Source organism: Pseudorhodoplanes sp. (assembly GCF_059499825.1).
In genome coordinates, this window is record NZ_JCABZI010000005.1 from 508,725 (window position 1) to 527,929 (window position 19,205).

21 protein-coding genes and 1 tRNA gene are annotated in these 19,205 nt (G+C 63.1%); 15 read left to right on the forward strand and 7 right to left on the reverse strand.

What is annotated here, in order from left to right; genetic code table 11:
* Window positions 1-53: 53 nt before the first annotated feature.
* Window positions 54-524 carry a DoxX family protein gene (locus tag AC5I5I_RS09635; protein WP_495972287.1) on the reverse strand — a complete coding sequence of 157 codons (471 nt, stop codon included), beginning with the start codon at window positions 522-524 and terminating at the stop codon, window positions 54-56.
* Window positions 525-777: 253 nt separating this feature from the next.
* Here AC5I5I_RS09635 and AC5I5I_RS09640 point away from each other — a divergent pair, with 253 nt between their 5' ends.
* Window positions 778-1,236: a YidB family protein gene (locus tag AC5I5I_RS09640; RefSeq protein WP_495972289.1), complete on the forward strand. Its 459-nt coding sequence runs from the start codon at window positions 778-780 to the stop codon at window positions 1,234-1,236.
* Window positions 1,237-1,261: 25 nt separating this feature from the next.
* Here AC5I5I_RS09640 and AC5I5I_RS09645 read toward each other — a convergent pair whose 3' ends face one another.
* A complete protein-coding gene (locus AC5I5I_RS09645) occupies window positions 1,262-2,485 on the reverse strand; it encodes a flavin monoamine oxidase family protein (protein ID WP_495972291.1) in 1,224 nt (407 codons plus the stop codon).
* Window positions 2,486-2,648: 163 nt separating this feature from the next.
* Window positions 2,649-2,777: a hypothetical protein gene (locus tag AC5I5I_RS09650; RefSeq protein ID WP_495972293.1), complete on the reverse strand. Its 129-nt coding sequence runs from the start codon at window positions 2,775-2,777 to the stop codon at window positions 2,649-2,651.
* Between the two features lie 455 nt (window positions 2,778-3,232).
* On the opposite strand from AC5I5I_RS09650, the gene AC5I5I_RS09655 reads away from it, so the two are divergent.
* From AC5I5I_RS09655 to AC5I5I_RS09665, 3 genes are all read left to right on the forward strand, one after another.
* A complete protein-coding gene (locus AC5I5I_RS09655; RefSeq protein ID WP_495972295.1) occupies window positions 3,233-4,360 on the forward strand; it encodes an acyltransferase family protein in 1,128 nt (375 codons plus the stop codon).
* A 147-nt stretch (window positions 4,361-4,507) separates the two neighbouring features.
* Complete coding sequence (locus AC5I5I_RS09660) at window positions 4,508-4,813, forward strand: hypothetical protein (protein ID WP_495972297.1); 306 nt, start codon at window positions 4,508-4,510, stop codon at window positions 4,811-4,813.
* A 122-nt stretch (window positions 4,814-4,935) separates the two neighbouring features.
* Complete coding sequence (locus tag AC5I5I_RS09665; RefSeq protein ID WP_495972299.1) at window positions 4,936-5,913, forward strand: hypothetical protein; 978 nt, start codon at window positions 4,936-4,938, stop codon at window positions 5,911-5,913.
* A 327-nt stretch (window positions 5,914-6,240) separates the two neighbouring features.
* Here AC5I5I_RS09665 and AC5I5I_RS09670 read toward each other — a convergent pair.
* The 4 genes from AC5I5I_RS09670 to mnmA all read right to left on the reverse strand — a co-directional run bounded on the left by AC5I5I_RS09670 (window position 6,241) and on the right by mnmA (window position 8,673).
* Window positions 6,241-6,317: transfer RNA gene (locus tag AC5I5I_RS09670), tRNA-Met, on the reverse strand.
* A gap of 106 nt (window positions 6,318-6,423) precedes the next feature.
* Window positions 6,424-6,771 carry a hypothetical protein gene (locus AC5I5I_RS09675; RefSeq protein ID WP_495972301.1) on the reverse strand — a complete coding sequence of 116 codons (348 nt, stop codon included), beginning with the start codon at window positions 6,769-6,771 and terminating at the stop codon, window positions 6,424-6,426.
* A gap of 50 nt (window positions 6,772-6,821) precedes the next feature.
* A complete protein-coding gene (locus AC5I5I_RS09680) occupies window positions 6,822-7,472 on the reverse strand; it encodes a class I SAM-dependent methyltransferase (protein ID WP_495972303.1) in 651 nt (216 codons plus the stop codon).
* A 7-nt stretch (window positions 7,473-7,479) separates the two neighbouring features.
* Window positions 7,480-8,673, reverse strand: coding sequence for a tRNA 2-thiouridine(34) synthase MnmA (gene mnmA, locus AC5I5I_RS09685; protein ID WP_495972305.1), 1,194 nt, complete (start codon window positions 8,671-8,673; stop codon window positions 7,480-7,482).
* Window positions 8,674-8,958: 285 nt separating this feature from the next.
* Here mnmA and AC5I5I_RS09690 point away from each other — a divergent pair, with 285 nt between their 5' ends.
* The 11 genes from AC5I5I_RS09690 (at window position 8,959) to AC5I5I_RS09740 (ending at window position 19,181) form a co-directional block, all read left to right on the forward strand.
* Window positions 8,959-10,455, forward strand: coding sequence for a flagellar hook-length control protein FliK (locus AC5I5I_RS09690; RefSeq protein WP_495972307.1), 1,497 nt, complete (start codon window positions 8,959-8,961; stop codon window positions 10,453-10,455).
* Window positions 10,456-10,471: 16 nt separating this feature from the next.
* A complete protein-coding gene (locus AC5I5I_RS09695) occupies window positions 10,472-11,155 on the forward strand; it encodes a flagellar hook assembly protein FlgD (RefSeq protein ID WP_495972309.1) in 684 nt (227 codons plus the stop codon).
* A gap of 160 nt (window positions 11,156-11,315) precedes the next feature.
* Window positions 11,316-11,591 (forward strand): CtrA inhibitor SciP, encoded by a 276-nt coding sequence (sciP, locus tag AC5I5I_RS09700; protein ID WP_086088690.1) that lies wholly within the window; start codon window positions 11,316-11,318, stop codon window positions 11,589-11,591.
* A gap of 222 nt (window positions 11,592-11,813) precedes the next feature.
* The gene (locus tag AC5I5I_RS09705) at window positions 11,814-12,206 is read left to right on the forward strand and encodes a hypothetical protein (protein ID WP_495972311.1); all 393 of its coding nucleotides are present in this window, start codon (window positions 11,814-11,816) and stop codon (window positions 12,204-12,206) included.
* A 215-nt stretch (window positions 12,207-12,421) separates the two neighbouring features.
* The gene (gene fliF, locus AC5I5I_RS09710) at window positions 12,422-14,086 is read left to right on the forward strand and encodes a flagellar basal-body MS-ring/collar protein FliF (RefSeq protein WP_495972313.1); all 1,665 of its coding nucleotides are present in this window, start codon (window positions 12,422-12,424) and stop codon (window positions 14,084-14,086) included.
* 9 nt (window positions 14,087-14,095) lie between these two features.
* Entirely contained in the window at window positions 14,096-15,187 is a 1,092-nt protein-coding gene (gene fliG / locus AC5I5I_RS09715; protein ID WP_495972315.1) for a flagellar motor switch protein FliG, read from the forward strand.
* Window positions 15,187-15,834, forward strand: a complete 648-nt coding sequence (locus AC5I5I_RS09720; RefSeq protein ID WP_495972317.1) for a FliH/SctL family protein — start codon at window positions 15,187-15,189, stop codon at window positions 15,832-15,834. The genes fliG and AC5I5I_RS09720 overlap by 1 nt, the downstream gene beginning before the upstream one ends.
* Window positions 15,827-16,180, forward strand: coding sequence for a flagellar motor switch protein FliN (gene fliN, locus AC5I5I_RS09725; RefSeq protein WP_495972319.1), 354 nt, complete (start codon window positions 15,827-15,829; stop codon window positions 16,178-16,180). The genes AC5I5I_RS09720 and fliN overlap by 8 nt, the downstream gene beginning before the upstream one ends.
* A 34-nt stretch (window positions 16,181-16,214) precedes the next feature.
* Window positions 16,215-17,585: a sigma-54-dependent transcriptional regulator FlbD gene (gene flbD, locus AC5I5I_RS09730; protein ID WP_495972321.1), complete on the forward strand. Its 1,371-nt coding sequence runs from the start codon at window positions 16,215-16,217 to the stop codon at window positions 17,583-17,585.
* Window positions 17,586-17,733: 148 nt separating this feature from the next.
* Window positions 17,734-18,075, forward strand: coding sequence for a DUF952 domain-containing protein (locus AC5I5I_RS09735; protein WP_495972323.1), 342 nt, complete (start codon window positions 17,734-17,736; stop codon window positions 18,073-18,075).
* Window positions 18,076-18,092: 17 nt separating this feature from the next.
* A complete protein-coding gene (locus tag AC5I5I_RS09740; protein ID WP_495972325.1) occupies window positions 18,093-19,181 on the forward strand; it encodes a DUF1176 domain-containing protein in 1,089 nt (362 codons plus the stop codon).
* Window positions 19,182-19,205: the final 24 nt, after the last annotated feature.

The window sequence follows — 19,205 nt, forward strand, 5'->3', positions numbered from 1 at the left end:
AAATCCTCGCGGCGCGGCGGCCACCCGGTTTTGTAACATGAGCAGAGGCGGGATCAGAACGCCCGGCCGATCACGGCGTCCAGAGAATAGGCGCCGCCGCCTGCGGCGAGGAAGTAGAGCGCAGCCGCAGTCCACAGCAGCGGATATTCGAAGCCGCCCTGATTCCAGAAGAAGCTGCGCCGATGCTCCCAGATGCTCAGCGCCAGAAGGATCACGATCGGGATCGCGACCGGCCGGGTGAACAGGCCGAGCGCCAGCAGCGGACCACCCACCAGTTCGGTTATCACGATCACCCAGGCCCACAACCGGCCGGGGCGGTAACCGCCATTATCGAGCAGCGTGGCGAAGTCCCGAACATTGCTGACCGGGCCGCCCGAATTCGGGAAGAAGCCCATCGACATGCGCAGACCATGCGGCACCAGCGAGAGCCCGACGACGACGCGCAGCAATGCTTCCGCGAGCGGCGCGGCTGCGCTGTAGAATCCGGCAAGCTGCGGGATGATCAGGTCTGTGGAATCGGACATGGATGCCAAGCAGGAGGGCCGGCTAACGTGATCTGGAATCCCAGCTGCGTCAATGCGGCTGCGCCTAAGCGGGTCGTGTCGAAGCACGCGGTGCGGCAGATTACCGTGACACGATGACGACTTCACATTTGCATGAAGTCCACTCATCCACGGGAACCTCGTGTTGATTGAGGGGTTGCCGCGCAGTATGCGTAGATGCGCTCTCGCCATACGAAATGCGAGACCTTACCCACCAGCACCGGAGTTCGATCAGATGTCACGCAATAGCGGCTTCCCTTCGATGACGGCCCTGCTCGGCCTGCTTGCAATTGCGGGCTATCAGAACCGTGACAAGATCGGCGAATTGCTCGGAAATCTCACCAAGGGCGGCTCCAATCAGGGCGGCACGTCTCCCGGTACCGGTGCAGCCTTGCCGGGCGGCCTTGGTGGTCTGCTGGCCGGCACCAGCGTCGGCGGCCTGCTCTCCGGTGGGCTTGGCGAACTGATGGACAAGTTCAACGAGGCGGGACAGAAGGACAAGGTCGAGTCCTGGGTTGGCACCGGTCCGAACAAGGACGTCGCCCCGACCGATCTGAAGTCCGTGCTTGGCGCAGACACGCTCTCCGCGCTGTCACGGGCAACCGGACTGAGCGAGCAGGACCTGCTCGACCGCCTGTCGAAGACGCTGCCGCAGGCCGTCGATCAATACACCCCCGAGGGCCGGATCGCGTGACGGCGACCGACTCTCTTCTGCTGAATCATGTGCGGCCGCCAAGCAAGTCTTCGGCGGCCGCAAGTCCATTGAGATAGGCGCCGTGCGCGGTCGAGAAATCGTCTGTCGAACAGGCCTCGCCTGCAAAGAACAGGCGTCCATCCACCGGCGCGGCAAGCGTGGCGCGACAATCCGCAAAGCCCGGCTTTGCGTAGGAATATGCGCCGCGCGCGAATGGATCGGCGCCCCATGAATGCCCGGCGACGGGGGCAATGCGCCGCGCAAAATCGCTGCCCAGCAAATTGACGAGCTCGGCCTTCGCGAAGTCGAAGAAAGCCTGCGGTCCGCCGCGCTCCAGCCCTTCGGCGAGGCTGCCACCGAAATAGCACTCGATCAGCGGACGGCCGAACGGCCGCATGTGATAGGCGCCGGTGCCGGTGCGATCGGTACGCCCGAACAGCCGGCTGTCCGGCTCGAATTCGTCGGCATCCGCGAGTGACAGGAATAACTTGTCGTCATGCCCGAGCGGCAATTGCGCGGCCGCCTCGATCTTCTGCGGCAATGACGGCGCGAACAGGATCGCCTCCTGCGCGAGGAGCACGCTCGGGATCGTGACAATGGCGGCGGGCGCGGTCATCGTCCCTTGCGCCGTCTCGATACGCAACTCCCTGCCGCCATGGTCGATCCGCTGCACCGGACAATCGAGCACGATGTCGAGACCGTCCGCATATGTCGCGATGAGGTGGCCGTAACCTTCGGTCACCCGCCAGTTGACGCCGGTGTCGGCGTAACGATGAAGATCGATGGCCGAGACCTTGTCCCACTCCGCGCCCGCAATAAAGGTCGCAACCGTGCCGATCAGCGCGTTCCAGCGTCCATCTGGCGGCAGGCATTCCGAGGCGGCCACATCCCTGCCGGTTTGCGCGACCTCTTCCACGCGGTCGTAGAACGCATCGAGCGCTTCACGAAAGGCGCGCTGGTGCTGGATCGAAAAGCCAAGCGGAAGCGAGGGCCGGGTCCAGGGCGGCGGCGTCTTGTCGATCGAGAGATCGAGATCGCGGGCAATCCCGCTCCAGGGATTACGATCGGCCGAATGCAGCCATCCGCATCCGAGATCGAGTGGAAATCCGGCGGCGGCCATCGTCCAGGCACGACCGCCGATGCGGGGTCGCGCCTCCAGCACGATCACCCGCTTGCCGGCATTGTGCAACCTGCGGGCGGCGGCAATACCGGCGGCGCCGGCACCGATGATGATCGCGTCGTAGGACATCGGCCATGTGCACCATGATGATTGGGCAGGCCGGTCATCGACTCACCCGAACGCCGTTTCGCAGATCATGGTGGGCGGCAGCGGCACATGCAATTCGCAACGCCGCGAGATGGCGGGTAAAGAGCGGTCGCTGCATTCAGCGTCGGAGCGCGCGCCGGTTCGCTCAGCCGCTTAACCAGCCCAGGAGCAGGAACAACGCCAGTCCGCCGATCAGCAGTCCGTTGCGGATGACAAAGGCGCCGACGACCAGTGCGGTAAACTCGGTCGCCTCGGATATTGCTGCTCGTCTCATATTCGTCCCCTGACCTGATGGTGCACCACTCCCGTGGCCGTGTGTCGGTTCACCATCAGCTTCGGTTCAAAGGGGCCGAAAGTTTCGGTCGTCACATGACTGTGACTCAGAACGGAATGCTGTTCGATAAGGCCGCCCGATAGCGGCCATTGCCCAGCCATTGCCGCCCGCGCAAGCCCCGTGCGCGCCGATGCGCAGCCGCAATAGGCCTGCCCAGATCCGGCCGGCCGCTCGCCGGTTATCGTGCAGCACCCGCCACGCGGCGGCAAAAGACCTCGTCCAGAGACCGATCGCCGGACAACAGAAAAGGTGACGCGCACGCCAGAGCACACGCAATCACAGGGGAGCTTAGCAACTTATCGTTGAGCGCGTCAGTTCGGGCGTTTATGGTGCGCGCGCCGCGGGTCTGCGGTATTGTCGGGGCTGACATGCATCACACGTCCAACACTCTTCCGATGGCGACAGCCATCGAAGTGCCGCCTTACCGCGCGCTTGGATGGATGCGTTTCGCTCTTGCGATGACTGTTGTCATGAACGGTCATTCCGCATGGCTCGCACCTGACAATGCTTTTGTTCAGTGGCTGGCATGGATGCGCGGCGGCGGCATTGCCGTGATGGTGTTCTTCATCATATCCGGCTACGTCATCACCGAGGCGGCAGCGACATTTTACAAGAGCCGTCCGACGGCCTTTGCCAAGAATAGGCTACTCAAAATCTATCCAGCCTACCTGGCCGCCCTTTTCGTGGCGATCGCCGCTCATGCAATCTTGTATTTCGATGGCAGACTCGAAGCCGGAATGTCTTTCGAAGGCTACAAAAACTTCTCGGAGATTTGGCGGCTTGGAAACATGCTGTGGCAGCCCTTCGCGGTCGTTCCGCCATTCAACCGTCACTTTGCCGAAAGTCTTATAATCGAGACCGCTTACCCCTTCGTCCGGTATCTCTGGGCCATCAATGTTGAGATGGCGTTTTACATGGTCGCGCTGGCCGGCATACTTGTCATGATGCGGCGGCAGCCTCTCTCGGATCGTAACGTCCTTGTTGCGACGACTGCGTTTTGCGCTGCCTATATCGCAACAGCGTTCCTGAAGCTGCCGGAGGTCCTGACGTTCTACACACAAAACGCGCCAGCATTCCTTCTGGGGGCGCTTCTGTGGCGCTGGCAGCGCGACCGGTCGCCGATCGTTCTGCGCGCTGTGGCGATCTGCATCGCAACACTCATGGTGCATATGGCCACAAGCGAAAAATACACCGCGTCCGGCGCGCCGTGGTTTTTCCGGTTTGCTGTCGTCATGGTGCTAGTCGCCATCATTGTCCGCTGCGCCCAAATCCGCGCCAGTTCCGCTTTCCGCACCGTCGACCGGCAACTTGGCGACCTGTCCTATGCCGCCTACCTTAACCACTACAGCGTCATGATCCTGCTGTCCGGATATCTTGCTGCGGACCAGCGCGGAGCAGCATACTGGCTTCTGAACGGTGTCCTTGTGGTCCTGCTCTCAATCGTGATGCAAAGGCTTGTCGAGAAGCCTCTGGCCTCATTCCGGGCGCGCGTTCGTGGCACCGATCTGACCCGGCTGGGTTAGGACGTGCAGCACTTTTTTCACGGCTTGCGGAATTCAGACAGCATTGTCAGAATTTCTGTGTGACGTTGACAAGAGGACGGCGGCATAGCGCCAGCAAGTATTGTCCAACGATACGAGCCGAAACAAGTTGCACGTAGGAGGATTACGATGCCCGGAATTCCTGAATTCACCTTGGAAGATGAAGACAAGCTTGCGCCTCAATTAGGCGATCCGCGCCACGCATTCGCAGCGCATTTGGAAATAGAGAGCGACCAAGACCCGACAAAAGTGCAATTACTCTTTCGCACGAGTTCAGGCCGCAAGCCGCCCATGATCCAAACTTATCAGATCATACCCCTGCGCGAAGGCAAAAAGCTCAAATGGATATTTGACTTTCAAATCGACCCCGATGACTGCGCACCCACAGAAACATACTATGTTCGCGGCGTTTTCACTTTCCCCGGCGCGAAATAGCGACAAGTAACGGCTGCGTTGAATTCATGTTGCTCGTTCGGGCATTCAGGGCAAAGGTGTTGGGAAGGGACAGGATAGCCTCGCCTCCCGCCAACGGCGAAGATCGATATCGGCGCTGATCGATGGCACCGCTCACAAGCAACTCTAAACACTCTGCTCGCTCGAACGGCATAGCGCAGGATATCGAACTCATGCGCGGAGGCGCGGTTGTCTCAACACTTACAGGTGCATTCGGACAATCGCTCAGCGAGACAAGACTTACCGCGATGCTCGGCTATATCATTGCCTTGTATCCCGATGCCCTGATGCCACTTTTCGGGTTTACCGGACTTGCCCAGCGGGTTTCGCTCGAAACCCGGCATGAAGAAGGCCGCTCTGACATATTGGTGGAAACGAACACCGGGACCGGATTGATCGAGGCCAAGATCGACGCAACCGATCCCGTAATGCAGGCGCGGCGTTATCCGTCAGCATGGAAGGCACTGCTCACGCACCGGCCATCGCGCGTAGTCAATCGCAAGCTACGTTACCTCAGTTGGCAGGAACTAGCTGAGGCGCTGGAGCGACTTGGCGGAACGGGATCGTCAGAGTTTCGCTTCCTCAAGCGTGATTTCATTGAATACTTGAAGGAACATGGCATGGCGAGAGTGCGCAAGTCATTCGAGATTTATGCTCGGGAGATCAATGAACCGATCACGCTAGAACTATTTCTCAAGGCGCAACTTTACGGATGTAACTATCAGGCAGGCAGCCGACTTGGCGACGCTCTTTATTTTGCTCCACACTTTGGGCATCGAATTACGGAGTTGCACCCAGGGGTCAACGTCGGCATCAGTTACGTCGCTAAAATTGAGTTTCTAGGGCACGCCAGCACTTGGCCCGAATTTCAAAACTTGATGCTGGAGCAACGAGGTCGAACTTGGTGGAAGCGACATAGCGCGTTGCTGACACAGCTTAAACGCAAATGGACTTGGCGGAAGGAAAATCACCGCTCGTTCCTATTGCTTGGCGCGCCCCGTCTTGCATTCAATCCAGCCGTTCGGAAGGAGAGCTTTCAAAAGGGCGTTGGCCAGCTCAATCAAAGATTTTTTTTCGTTTGACGAACTATTTTCCGCGTGGGGCAAGTGAGATCGGTGAGTTCGTCGCCTTCAGATGAAGAATAAGCATCCTCACCCCTGAGGCTACGACCTACTCCGCGCGGTCGCCGGGGGTGGCGACCGACTTAAATTGAGCTCTCTCCGTCTTCGCTAGCCAGCCCTTTTGAAATTGCGGGGGGACTACCGGGGGATGAGCGATGTTCGAGGGTGACAAGTAACAGACCGCCATCGCCGGCCGAGCGATCAGGAAATAGAGATGGCGTTGGTTGCTTATTGGTTGCTCGCGCCCCAGAGCGCCGAGCCGACTATGGGCTAAGCTGTTGATTTTATTGGTAGCGGGGGAGGGATTTGAACCCCCGACACGCGGATTATGATTCCGCTGCTCTAACCAACTGAGCTACCCCGCCGCCGGATCGGGTGCCCGAGAGCCGGGCCGCCCGAAAGCGTGCGGGGATATAGGGTTCAGCCGGAAAAGCTGTCAAGCAAGGCGGCCGGAAAAACCGCCCGGGGCCGTTATTTCGGCGATTGCGGCGTCCCGTCCGGGGTCTCGGGCGGCTCGATGACCGGCATGTCGCTCCCGGTCCGGGGCGCGGGCGCTCTGATATGCGGATCGAGGCCGGCCGGCGGACAGATCACGCCATCGGTGCGGGCGAGTGTGTCGGTCAGGTTGTCCGGCGCAGTCACTTTGCCGACCGTATCGCCCTGCCGTAGCCGGTCACGGTCGGTGCAGGCCTTCGGATCGAGCTTCGGCGCCGCAGGCTGAGAGGGAACCGCCGGCTCGGGCGTTTGCGCCCGCAGCGGCGCTGCAAACAACACCGCACCCATCATGGCGGCTGCCCCTATGCGGATTGTGAGCGGCATATCTGGTTTCCCGTTGTCGCCGGGACAACGGAACGGGAGCGGAGAGGTTCCTACCCGAGCTTTTCGGCCTTACCGAAACGCATCATCGAGAAATGCCCGAGCGGCGGCATCGGCTTGCGTTCGATCACCCGCATGTGCGGATTGCGGTCGATCCAGGCCTGAAGCCGCGCCCATTCGAATTCCGGACGCCAGCCAAGCCGCCGCGCGATTGGCGCGAATTGCAGCTCGAACGCACGCCGCAATCCGCCCTCGGCGCTGATGTGGTTGACCAGAATGATCTCGCCGCCCGGCTTCAGCACACGGGCGAATTCATCGAGCGCCGCTTCGGGATCCGGCACCGCAGTGATTACATATTGCGCCACCACCACGTCGAAGGATGCATCCGGAAAGCCGAGATGTCCGACATCCATCACCGACAGCGCCTCGACATTGTCGAGCTTCAATTCGCGCTTGCGCCCCAGCGCCTTGCGCAGCATTGGTTCTGAAATATCGATGCCGACGAGTTTGGTCGTGCGCTTGTAGTCGGGCAACGAAATGCCGGTGCCAACGCCCACTTCAAGCACCCGGCCGCCGATGCGCTCGGCCGCTTCGATCGACGAGCGCCGGCCTTTGTCGAACACCGCGCCGAAAACGATATCGTAGACCGGCGCCCAGCGGGCATAGGCCTTGGTGATCGTGGCTGTATCGAGTTCCCCCGCCATGCGCGTCTCAGCCTGCAGGCGATGCGGCGGCGACGCCGGCATTGTCGATGCGCGCGGCGTGAGTCATCGAGAGCGTACTCTGGATGAAGCCGCCGCCGAGAACACGCGACTGGCCCTCGGGCGCGTCGTAAAACACACAGGCTTGCCCGGGCGCGACGCCATCTTCGCCATCGATCAGTTCGACCCCGATGCCCGCCGCGCTCCGTGTCAGCCAGGCCGGCTGCGGGGCCCGTGTCGAGCGCACCTTCACGAACACCTCGCGGCGGCCGCCGTCCAGCGCCCCCTCGATCGTGCCGTCACCGATCCAGTTGACCTCGCGCAACGCAATGCGCCGCGTCCGCAACGCGTCGCGCGGACCGACGATCACCCGCCGCGTCGCGGGATCGAGCTTCACCACGTAAAGCGGATAACCCGCCGCCACGCCAAGCCCCTTCCGCTGGCCGACGGTGAAATGGATGATGCCGTGATGGCGGCCGAGCACCTTGCCGTCGATATCGACGATGTCGCCGGCATCGGCCGCGTTCGGCATCAGCCTCTCGATGATGTCGGTGTAGCGGCCCTGCGGCACGAAACAGATGTCCTGGCTGTCGTCCTTGTCGGCCACCGAAAGTCCGAACTTGCGCGCCACCTCCCGCGTCTGCGCCTTGGTCAGATCGCCAAGCGGAAAGCGCAGCACATCAAGCTGCTGGCGGGTGGTCGCGAACAGGAAATAGCTCTGGTCGCGCTCTTCTTCGCGGGCGCGGAAAAGACCACGTCCGCCGTCCGGCAGCGCGCGTGACGCAATATAATGCCCGGTCGCCATGACCTGCGCGCCCAGATCCTTCGCGGTATCGAGCAGATCGCGAAACTTGATCGACTGGTTGCAGGAGATGCAGGGCACCGGCGTCTCGCCCGCGACATAGCTTTCGGCGAAACGGTCGATCACCTCTTCCTTGAAGCGGCTCTCGTAATCGAGAACGTAATGCGGAATTCCGAGCGATGCTGCGACGCTGCGCGCATCGTGGATGTCGCGCCCGGCACAGCAGGCACCTTTGCGATGGGTCGCCTCGCCATGGTCGTAGAGCTGCAGCGTCACGCCGACCACGTCATAGCCCTCGGCTGCGAGCAAAGCCGCGGTGACGGACGAATCCACCCCGCCCGACATCGCCACCACGACGCGGGTATCCTGCGGACGGCTGTCGAGACCGAGCGAATTGAGCATGACGATCGCGGCTTCGGCCGCACTCCCTGGATGACCGGCACCAGACGGCCGTCCCCCGCCCGCTTGTACAGGCGGATCGCAGGCCGAGGCAATCGCGGCACATATAGGGAGCCAGATAGGAATTTCCTGCCGGGTGACGGCGGAGCTTGCCGATTTCGGACCCCGACGCCATCCAAAGAGCATTGATTTTTCAGGATTTTCCTGCCCGGCCCGATGGCGTGGGGCTTGCAAAGCTTCCTTCAAGGCAGCCTGCCGCCCTTTCTTGGAATGTCTCCGGAGTTGTCAGTGACCAGCGTCGTGCCTGAAGCATCCGCCGTTTCGCATCGATCCGCCAAGCCCGAGCGCGCCGTCCGGCCGACGGGAATGCGCTCGGAATCAGGCGGCTTTGCCGCCTTGGTGGACGAGGCGCGCCCGGAGCCGAAACAGTCTTCCAACGAGACCCGGACCCGCGATCGGGTCAATCCAGCCGAGAAACCGCAAGCCGCGTCCGACGCGCCGGCGGCGAACGCGGCTGTCTCGGCGCCCAAATCGACCGAACCCGCTCCCGCACCGTCCGGCGTGGAGCAGGCAGCGAACGCCGCTGCGCCGGCCGCGATCCCGGCCGATCCCCTGTGGACGGAACTGACGCTGCAAACGGGCGAAGCTGCGCCTGCAGCGGTTGAGGGCGCGCTTGATGAAGAACTCGCCGCAGCCGCGGAGGGGCTTCCCGAGGTCACCGTACCCGAAGCACCTGACGCAGCACTCGTCGCGCCCCCGGTTATCCCTGCGGCCGATCCCACTGCAGCACCGGCTGTCGCGGTTGCCATCGACGTACCGGCACAGCCCGTTGCGGCAGCAGCAACGCCGCCGGACGTTCCGGCCGAACTGTCCGCGGTGGCGAAGCCAGCGGGAGAGGTCGTGACTCCGAACGTTGAAGGGGCCGCCGATCCGGCGAAGCCTCTTGTGGCAAACTCCCAGGCTGCGGCGCAATCCGCAATGGCCGCCCCGGTGATCAAGGCGGCGGCGCCGGCCACGGCCGGTGATTCCGGCGAGGATGAAACAGACGCGGCCGACCCGCTGCTGTCCGGCACCGATATGCCGGACACCGAGACAGCCGCACCGCAGCTGGATGCGCCAACGCAACCCAAGAAGACCGAGACCCCGACCGAGGTCTCATCTCAGCCGGCACCGGCGCGCGCGGAAGCCAAGCCCGATGCGCCGGATCTGCGGCCAGACGTCGCGGCCATAGCGGATGACCCTGCTCCGACGAGCAGGCCTTCGATCGATCCGGCCGCGCATGCCGCTCAATTGTCCACCCCTGCCCCCGGTCATGTGGCCGTGGCGCAAGCCGCAACGCCGCACGCCATGCCGGTCACTGCCGCACAGCCTGTGCCCGTCGATGCGATCGCGGTCGAAATCGCGAGCCAGGCCCGCGCCGGCAATTCGCGATTTGAGATCCGGCTCGATCCGCCGGAGCTTGGCCGCATCGATGTGCGCCTCGACGTCGACCGCGAGGGTAACGTCAAGTCGCGGCTCGTCATCGAGCGCAGCGATACCTATGACCTTCTGCGCCGCGACCAGTCCACGCTCGAACGCGCGCTGCAGCAGGCCGGATTGAAGACGTCCGACAATTCGCTGGAATTCTCGCTGCGCGATCAGGGCTTCGCGCAGCACCGCGACGCTGACGAACAGTCGCGCGGCACCCGTGCGATGATTCACGACGCCGAGGTGGCGCCGAGCGAAGCGGCAAACGGCTATGCGCGGCTCCTCGGGGCGCGCGGCGGCATCGATATTCGCGTCTGACGAAAGGACGATCAGCATGTCCACCATTTCCGGAACCAGCACCGTCGCAGCGGCGATCAATAGCGGTGCGGCATCGACCACCACAAAAGACACGCTGGCGAGCAACTTCACCCAGTTCCTGCAATTGCTGACCACGCAATTGAAGCATCAGAACCCGCTCGATCCGCTGGATACCAACCAGTTCACCCAGCAGCTCGTGCAGTTCGCGCAGGTCGAACAACAGCTCAAGTCGAACACGCAGCTTGAGGCGCTGGTCTCGTTGCAGAAGACCGCGCAGTCGACGCAAGCGCTCGGTTATGTCGGACAAGTGGTTGCCATCGACGGTCAGAATTCGCTGCTGAGCGACACCGGCGCCGGCTGGAGCTTCAATTCGCCGAAGCCAGCCTCCGCCACCGTCAACATCATCAACTCTGCTGGCGCCACTGTGTTTACCGGCAGCTATTCGCTCAATGCCGGCGTCCAGAATTTTGTCTGGGATGGCCGCAACAATTCCGGCGTCAAGCAGCCCAACGGCGATTACAAGCTGGCCATCACCGCGAAGGATGCAAGCGGCCAGGCTGTCGCTGTTTCCACAGAGGTCCAGGGCATCGTCGACTCCGTCGACATGACGAAGAGCCCGCCGGTGCTGTCGGTGAACAAAACCGAATACGCGCTCGACAAGATCAAGCGCGTCGTCCGGCAAACCTCTCTGTCGCTGTAGCGCTTGCAGCGAACCGGTTTGCATCTCTTAACGGGCGATTAAAGCGATGCACGCGATCGGACCGACAGACATTTCTCAATTGAATGTTGCGCTTAGGCAAATCTTAAGCGGCACAAGCTACGTTAATTTGAGTTTGTCGGTTGAGTGTGTGAGTGCAACGATGACTGAGCCTCATCGCCCGAGGGTCAAATATGTAATCGGGCCGGACGGTTCTCCGCTTACCATTGCGGATTTGCCGCCGCCCTCGACCAAGCGCTGGGTCATCCGCCGCAAAGCGGAGGTAGTCGCGGCTGTGCGCGGCGGCCTGCTCTCTCTCGAAGAGGCTTGCCAGCGTTACACGCTGACGACCGAGGAATTCCTGTCCTGGCAATTCTCGATCGAGCAGCACGGTCTTGCCGGCCTGCGCACCACGCGCATTCAGCAATACCGGCAGTAAGCTTCCGTGAGAGCTTGCTAACGCGGTGTTAACGGGCGCGGGTCCATCCGGCGCCCGATTTCATTTTGCCGGTCCCTGAACGGTCTGCAGGCCTGACGGCCGCGATACGTGGCCTGACGCAATAGACACAGGCGCGCCGATTGCTGCGCATGAGCGCGCAAGCCATCTTCCGGTCCGGCGACGCCCCCGCTAGACTGGCCTGGCTGGTTCCCGGAGCGCCCGATGTCGATTCGTCCGATTCTTCTCGCCATGCTGGCGCTTGTCGCCGTCGCCCTGCCCGCCTCGGCGCGCCAGCTCGCGGTCGGCGCCGCCTCCGGCTATTTCGAGCCGCCCGGTTACAAAGCGGTGCCGGTTTACACCTGGCCGCGCGGCCCTGCCTGGACCCCGACCGATAACTCGTTCGGATACACCTTCCGCGAGCCCTTCTACACGACCCCGCGCGGATACAAATACGTCTATGTCCGCGGTTATTACTGGAAACGCCTGCCGAACCCCTACGCGCCGCGTGTCTACCGGCGGCCGACCAAGGTCTCCACGGTCAAGCGGGTGCGCCGCGCGCCTTGCGTCACCGATATCGGATACGGCCGCTACGAGATGTGCCGGCGATTCTATTGACGGCCATCGCGGCAGATCTGCCGCAGGGCTCGTAGGACAGGCCTGAAACGTAAAACCTGAAATGACAGAGGGCGGGCCATCCCGCCCTTTTTCGTTTCAGTGGCTGATTTTGCGCCTGAAGCCCCGCCCAACGGAACAATCGTTAACGGCATTAACCGATTGGAAACCATACGCACGGCAAATATTGCCGGGTCGCGCGTTGGGGGGACTCTTCGGTGCAAGGTCTGGTCGAGTTTGTAAAAACTATCGGTGCGACGCGCGTGATGGCGATGGCTGCGGTCGCAGTCGCACTGGTCGGGTTTTTCGCGTTTCTGATCCTGCGCGTGACGGCTGTGCCGATGACGCCTCTGTTCACCGACCTTGCCTTTGAGGATTCCTCGGCCATCATCCGCGACCTTGAGCGGCAGGCGATCCCCTACCAGACCCGAAACGACGGCGCGATCATCCTCGTCCCCAAGGACGCCGTGACGCGCCTGCGCATGAAGCTTGCGGAATCCGGCCTGCCCAAGGGCGGCAGCGTCGGCTACGAGATTTTCGACAAATCGGACGCGCTCGGCGCCACCAGTTTCGTTCAGAATATCAACCACTTGCGCGCACTCGAGGGCGAACTGGCCCGCACCATCCGCTCGATCGACCGGGTGGCCTCCGCCCGGGTCCATCTGGTGCTGCCGGAGCGGCCGTTGTTCTCCCGCGAGCGCCAGGAGCCTTCCGCCTCGATCGTGCTGAAGCTGCGCGGCTCGCTCGAGGCCCAGCATGTGCGGGCCATACGCCATTTGATTGCTTCGGCGGTGAATGGCCTGAAGCCCGGCCGGGTCTCGATCGTCGACGAAAGCGGTCGGCTGCTGGCCGACGGCTCTGACGACAACCTGTCGGGTCTCAGCGCCGGTGCCGACGACCGCAAACTCACCTTCGAGCGCCGCATGCGCGAGAATGTCGAGAATATCGTGTCCTCGATCGTCGGTCCCGGCCGCGCCCGGGTGCAACTCACCGCCGACTTCGACTTCAACCGAATCACCCAGACCACCGACAAATTCGACCCCGAGGGGCGGGTGGTGCGCTCCAGCCAGACCCGCGAGGAGACCCATAACTCGCACGAGGGCAAGGATGGTCAGGTCACGGTCGCCAACGAACTGCCTGGCGGACAGCAGAAGGCGGCCGATGCCGCCGTCAACAAGAACGACAATCGCAAGAGCGAGGAAATCGTCAATTACGAGATTTCCCGCACCACCAAGACCGAGGTGATCGAAGGCGGCCGGGTCAATCGCATTTCGGTAGCGGTGCTGGTCGATGGCACCTACGCGAAGAACGCCGCCGGCGATTCCGTCTACACCCCGCGCGAGAAGGAAGAGCTGGACCGGATCGCGGCACTCGTGCGCTCGGCCATCGGCTTCGATCAGAAGCGCGGCGACCAGGTGGAAATCGTCAACCTGCGCTTCGCCGAACTGCCCCAAAACCTGGCCGCAACCCCCAAAGGCTGGCTGGATATCGGCGACTTCACCAAGGATGACATCATGCGCGGCATCGAGATGCTGGTGATGTTCCTCCTCGGCATGGTGGTGCTGTTCTTCGTGATCCGCCCGCTGGTCCGCCGCATCATCACCCCCGACGAGCCGGCTCTGGCATTGCCTGAAGGCAGCATCGTCGGCCTCCCCGGCGGCATCGGACCGGGCGGGATCACAACGACCGGCGGCCCCAATGTGTCGATCGTGGGCAGCGACCAGAATGTAGCGATCTCCAACCACACCTCGTCGATGATCGACATCGCCAAGGTGCAGGGCCAGGTGCACGCCGAGTCGGTGAAGAAGGTCGGCGAACTCGCCGATCGCAATCCGCACGAGACCGTCGCCATCATCCGTCAATGGCTGCACGAGCCGGCATAAGGACACGTCATGGCCGTCACTGCGACCAAGGAACAGGCCCGCGAGCAGCTGAACAATATCGTCGCCGGTCTCGCCAGCCGCCAAGCGGAAGCGCCGCGGCCGACCCGCGAGCTGAGCGGGCCCGAGCGTGCGGCGGTTCTGATGCTCGCGCTCGGCGACGAATATGGCGGCAAGATCTGGGAGCTGCTCGACGACGACGAGCTGCGGCAATTGTCGATCACCATGTCGACGCTCGGCACCATCGAATCCGATCTGGTCGAAGGCCTGCTGCTGGAATTCGTCAGCCGCCTGTCGGCCACCGGCGCCCTGATGGGCAATTACGAGGCGACCGAACGCCTGCTGCAGCAATACCTGCCGGCCGATCGCGTCGGCGGGATCATGGACGAGATCCGAGGGCCGGCCGGCCGCAACATGTGGGAGAAGCTCTCCAACGTCCAGGAGGACGTGCTGGCCAATTACCTCAAGAACGAATATCCGCAGACCATTGCGGTGGTGCTCTCGAAATTGCGCCCCGAACATGCCGCGCGCGTGCTGTCGATCCTGCCGGAGGATATCGCGCTGGATGTCGTCAACCGGATGCTGCGGCTGGAATCGATCCAGAAGGAAGTCATCGACCGGGTCGAACTGACGCTGCGCACCGAATTCATGTCCAACATTTCCAAGACGCGCCGCCGCGACTCGCATGAGGTGATGGCGGAAATCTTCAACAATTTCGACCGCCAGACCGAGACCCGGTTCATCACCTCGCTCGAGGAAGACAACCGCGACAGTGCCGAACGCATCAAGGCGCTGATGTTCACCTTCGACGACCTGGTGAAGCTCGATACCGGATCGGCGCAGACGCTGATGCGTCACGTCGACAAGGACAAGCTGGCGGTCGCGCTGAAGGGCGCCAACGAGGCGGTCCGCCAGTTCTTCTTCGCCAACATGTCCTCGCGTGCGGCCAAGATGCTGACCGACGACATGGGCAATCTCGGTCCGGTGCGCCTGAAGGACGTCGACGATGCGCAGGTCCTGCTGGTCAATCTGGCCAAGGATCTCGCGGCCAAGGGCGAACTGATCATCTCCAAGCAGCGCGGCGACGAGGAACTGGTTTACTGATGAGCGCGCCCGCCAAATTCATGTTCGACATCGATTTCGGGGCGCCGAAGCCCGCGAATACGGTGCTGCTGTCCGAGCACGAGGCCAAGGTCGGCGAAGCGGAAACGCGCGGCTATCGCAACGGCTTCACCGCCGGCCAGCAGGAAGCGGCGGCCGAATCGGCACGCCGGCTTGCGATCGCGATGGAAAGCGTCGCCCATTCGCTGTCGATCCTGACGCGCGGGCTTTCGGCGGTCGAAGTGCGGGTCGAAGCGGAAGCGGTGGAGGTTGCGGTAGCGACCGGACGCAAGCTGGCCGAGACGCTGATCGCGCGCGAACCCTTCGCCGAGATCGAGGCGCTGGCGACGGACTGCTTCCGCGAACTCGTCACGACGCCGCATGTCGTGGTGCGCGTCAATGACGCGCTTTACGAACTGGCGCAGGAAAAACTCACCGCGATCGCACGCCAGACCGGCTTCGACGGCCGGCTGCTGATCATGGCGGAGCCGGACATTGCGGTCGGCGATTGCCGGATCGAATGGGCGGATGGCGGAATGATGCGCGACAGGGCGGCCGCGGACGCTCTGATCGGCGAGACGGTGAAGCGATTTGTCGAAGGGCGCCGCGCGCCCGGGCATGCGGAGTTGAGAGGTGGCGACGATGAGTGACAACCAGGGCGTTCCGTTTCCGAATCTCGAAAATGGCGCGCTGCCGCCAGGCGATCTCGCGATCGCCTCATCGGAGCCGGAGACCAATGGCAAGACCGCGGCCGATCTCGAGGCGCTGTTCGACGTTCCGGTCCGGGTTTCGGCGGTGCTTGGCCGCTCGCGCATGGACGTGTCGGAATTGCTGCGGCTTGGACCGGGCGCGGTGCTGGAGCTCGACCGCAAGGTCGGCGAAGCGATCGACATCTACGTCAACAATCGCCTGGTCGCGCGCGGCGAGGTCGTTCTGGTCGAAGACAAGCTCGGCGTCACCATGACCGAAATCATCAAGGCCGACAAAGCCGAGTAGCCATTCGCTGGCGTATCAATAAGGAAACTGGATCATGCGTCTCCTCATCGTCGGCACCCTGAAGGGCCAGCTCACGCTCGCGACCAAATATGCGATGGACAAGGGCGCCTCGGTGACCCACGCCGAGAATGCCGACCAGGCGCTGGCGGTGCTGCGCTCCGGACGCGGCGCCGATCTGCTGATGGTGGACGTGGCGCTGGACATTGCAAGCCTGGTGGCCCGGCTCGCGGCGGAGCATATCCACGCGCCGATCGTCGCCTGCGGCATCGAGACCGATGCCAAGGCCGCGGTGGCCGCCATCCATGCCGGCGCCAAGGAATACATCCCGCTGCCGCCCGATCCCGAGATGATCGCGGCTGTACTCGCCGCCGTCGCCAGCGACGATCGCGAGATGGTGTGGCGCGACGAATCGATGGGGCATGTCGTGCGCCTCGCGCAGCAGATCGCCGGCTCCGACGCATCCGTGCTGATCACCGGCGAGAGCGGCACCGGCAAGGAAGTGCTGGCGCGCTATGTCCATACCCGCTCGAAGCGGGCGAAGAAGCATTTCATCAGCGTCAATTGCGCCGCCATTCCCGAGGCGCTGCTGGAATCGGAATTGTTCGGCCACGAGAAGGGCGCTTTCACCGGTGCGGTGGCGCGCCGCATCGGCAAGTTCGAAGAGGCCAATGGCGGCACGCTGCTGCTCGACGAAATCTCCGAGATGGACGTGCGACTGCAAGCGAAGCTGTTGCGCGCGATCCAGGAGCGGGTGATCGATCGCGTCGGCGGCACCAAGCCGGTCCCGGTCGATATCCGCATCATTGCCACATCCAATCGCAATCTCGCCGAGGCCGCTCGCAATGGCGCGTTCCGCGAGGACCTGCTGTTCCGGCTCAATGTGGTGAACCTGCGCATTCCGCCGTTGCGCGAACGTCCGCAAGATGTGCAGGCGCTGGCCGATCATTTCATCGACAAATATTCCAAGGCCAATGGCCTGCCGGGCCGTCCGCTGTCCACGGAAGCCCGCAAGGCGCTGGCGCTGAACACCTGGCCCGGCAACGTGCGGGAGCTGGAGAATACGCTGCATCGCGCCGTGCTGTTGACCAGCGGCGTGGAGATCGGCGCCGACGCGCTGATGACGCCGGACGGCATGCGCCTCGATGCGCCGCAAGCCTCCGCGCAGGTCGCGCATGCCACGATCGCCGCCGAACAGGTGACGCGCGCATTGGTGGGGCGCACCGTCGCCGATGTCGAGCGCGACCTGATCCTGGAAACGCTCAAGCATTGCCTCGGCAACCGCACCCACGCGGCGAATATCCTCGGCATCTCGATCCGCACCCTGCGCAACAAGCTCAACGAATATGCCGGCGACGGCGTACCGGTGCCAGCGCCGCATGGCGGCGAGATGCGGTTTGCGGGGTAGTCGATGCGCGCGCTCGTGTCCCGGGCGCAGCGCAGCATAAGCGAAGCGCAATGATGCAATGCAGAACCGGGACCCATTTGGTATGATTGGGTCCCGGCTCTGCGGTGCGTCACTTCGCGCCGCACCGCGTCCGGGACACGAGAGGACAATGCCCACCATCTACAAAATCCTTCCCCTGTCCCTCTGGACCGAAGCCCAGCACGCCGGTGTCTTCCGTGGCGCCGCAATCGATCTCACCGACGGTTACATCCATTTCTCCACCGCCGAACAGGCGGCGGAGACCGCCGCGAAACACTTCGCCGGACAGACCGACTTGATGCTGCTGCATGTCGACACCGACACGCTCGGTGACGCCCTGAAATGGGAACCGTCGCGCGGCGGCGCGCTGTTTCCTCATCTTTATGCCGAACTCGACCTTCAGCATGTCGTGCGCGCCGATCCGCTGCCGCTCGGAGACGATGGGCGGCATGTGTTCCCGACGCTGACCTGACAGGACGAGACGCCTTCATGCATTCCGTCATTCGCTGCGCGCTTGCCGCCGCATTGATTGCGCCATCCGCATCCGCACATGCCTCCTTCAAGGATTTCCGCGACTGGCTCGCGGCCTGCGACAATCTTCGCAACTGCTCGGCCTTTGCGGTCAATTCCGAATCCGACGATGCGGCCGCCTATCTGCGGATCGAGCGCGGCGGCGCGGCCGATGCGCAGGTGACGGTGACCCTGTCGGTCGAACTCCGCGACGCGAAGGGCTACACCGTCGCATTCGACGACCATGCGCTCCCCGGCCTGCCAGCCGGCATTCTCGTCGGCGAGGAGGGCGAGGGCAGCGACTATCGTCGCGTCACCATCGCCAAGGGGCCAGCCGCCGACGTGCTGATCGAGTCGATGCGCAAGGCCAAGTCCATCGTGGTGACGCGGCAGCCGGCACCGGGCAAAAAACTGGAATCGCCGCTCTCGCATATCTCGATGTCGGGCGCGGTCGCGTCGCTGCTGTGGATCGACGACCAGCAAAAACGGCTCGATACCGTCACCGCATTGGTGCGGCGTGGGCCGAAGCCGGCGAGCGCCGTCCCGCCGCAGCCAAAAGCACCGGTCATCGTCGCGGCCCCGCCCTCGAAGGCGAAGGCGCCGGAGAAGCATTCGCCCGCCCTGCTCGCCAAAGGCCGCAAGCTTTGTGAGGAGGATGACAAGAATTCGCAGATCGAAGATGTCAGTCCGCTGGGCGGCGGGCAATTCCTCTATCAGTTCACCTGCCCGGACAGCAGCGGCGCCTATAATTTCTGGAACGTGTTCCTGATCGGTCCGGCGGGCAATGTGAACGCCCTGCGTCCCGTGACATTCCGCAGGCCGCCCGGCGTGAGCGACGGCAACAAGGACGAGCCGCGTTCTGGCCTGACCAACCCGGTCTTCGATTCCGAAACCATGACCCTGTCGAGCTTCGACAAAGGCCGCGGCATCGGTGATTGCGGTGTCGAGGAGGAATGGGTCTGGACCGGCAAGTCATTCCAGCTGGCGCTCGAACGCTCGATGGGGGAATGCAAGCGCATCCCGATGGATGACTGGCCGGTGACGTTCCGCGCCGAGGTCAAGCGTTAGCGCGCGGACGAACCGTCGGGCCGC

Excerpts from the sequence above, each read along its gene's own strand:
- AC5I5I_RS09635 (WP_495972287.1), bottom strand. The coding sequence starts at position 524 with ATGTCCGATTCCACAGACCTGATCATCCCGCAGCTTGCCGGATTCTAC.
- AC5I5I_RS09640 (WP_495972289.1), top strand. The coding sequence starts at position 778 with ATGTCACGCAATAGCGGCTTCCCTTCGATGACGGCCCTGCTCGGCCTG.
- AC5I5I_RS09645 (WP_495972291.1), bottom strand. The coding sequence starts at position 2,485 with ATGTCCTACGACGCGATCATCATCGGTGCCGGCGCCGCCGGTATTGCC.
- AC5I5I_RS09650 (WP_495972293.1), bottom strand. The coding sequence starts at position 2,777 with ATGAGACGAGCAGCAATATCCGAGGCGACCGAGTTTACCGCACTGGTC.
- AC5I5I_RS09655 (WP_495972295.1), top strand. The coding sequence starts at position 3,233 with ATGGCGACAGCCATCGAAGTGCCGCCTTACCGCGCGCTTGGATGGATG.
- AC5I5I_RS09660 (WP_495972297.1), top strand. The coding sequence starts at position 4,508 with ATGCCCGGAATTCCTGAATTCACCTTGGAAGATGAAGACAAGCTTGCG.
- AC5I5I_RS09665 (WP_495972299.1), top strand. The coding sequence starts at position 4,936 with ATGGCACCGCTCACAAGCAACTCTAAACACTCTGCTCGCTCGAACGGC.
- AC5I5I_RS09675 (WP_495972301.1), bottom strand. The coding sequence starts at position 6,771 with ATGCCGCTCACAATCCGCATAGGGGCAGCCGCCATGATGGGTGCGGTG.
- AC5I5I_RS09680 (WP_495972303.1), bottom strand. The coding sequence starts at position 7,472 with ATGGCGGGGGAACTCGATACAGCCACGATCACCAAGGCCTATGCCCGC.
- mnmA (WP_495972305.1), bottom strand. The coding sequence starts at position 8,673 with ATGCTCAATTCGCTCGGTCTCGACAGCCGTCCGCAGGATACCCGCGTC.
- AC5I5I_RS09695 (WP_495972309.1), top strand. The coding sequence starts at position 10,472 with ATGTCCACCATTTCCGGAACCAGCACCGTCGCAGCGGCGATCAATAGC.
- sciP (WP_086088690.1), top strand. The coding sequence starts at position 11,316 with ATGACTGAGCCTCATCGCCCGAGGGTCAAATATGTAATCGGGCCGGAC.
- AC5I5I_RS09705 (WP_495972311.1), top strand. The coding sequence starts at position 11,814 with ATGTCGATTCGTCCGATTCTTCTCGCCATGCTGGCGCTTGTCGCCGTC.
- fliG (WP_495972315.1), top strand. The coding sequence starts at position 14,096 with ATGGCCGTCACTGCGACCAAGGAACAGGCCCGCGAGCAGCTGAACAAT.
- AC5I5I_RS09720 (WP_495972317.1), top strand. The coding sequence starts at position 15,187 with ATGAGCGCGCCCGCCAAATTCATGTTCGACATCGATTTCGGGGCGCCG.
- fliN (WP_495972319.1), top strand. The coding sequence starts at position 15,827 with ATGAGTGACAACCAGGGCGTTCCGTTTCCGAATCTCGAAAATGGCGCG.
- flbD (WP_495972321.1), top strand. The coding sequence starts at position 16,215 with ATGCGTCTCCTCATCGTCGGCACCCTGAAGGGCCAGCTCACGCTCGCG.
- AC5I5I_RS09735 (WP_495972323.1), top strand. The coding sequence starts at position 17,734 with ATGCCCACCATCTACAAAATCCTTCCCCTGTCCCTCTGGACCGAAGCC.
- AC5I5I_RS09740 (WP_495972325.1), top strand. The coding sequence starts at position 18,093 with ATGCATTCCGTCATTCGCTGCGCGCTTGCCGCCGCATTGATTGCGCCA.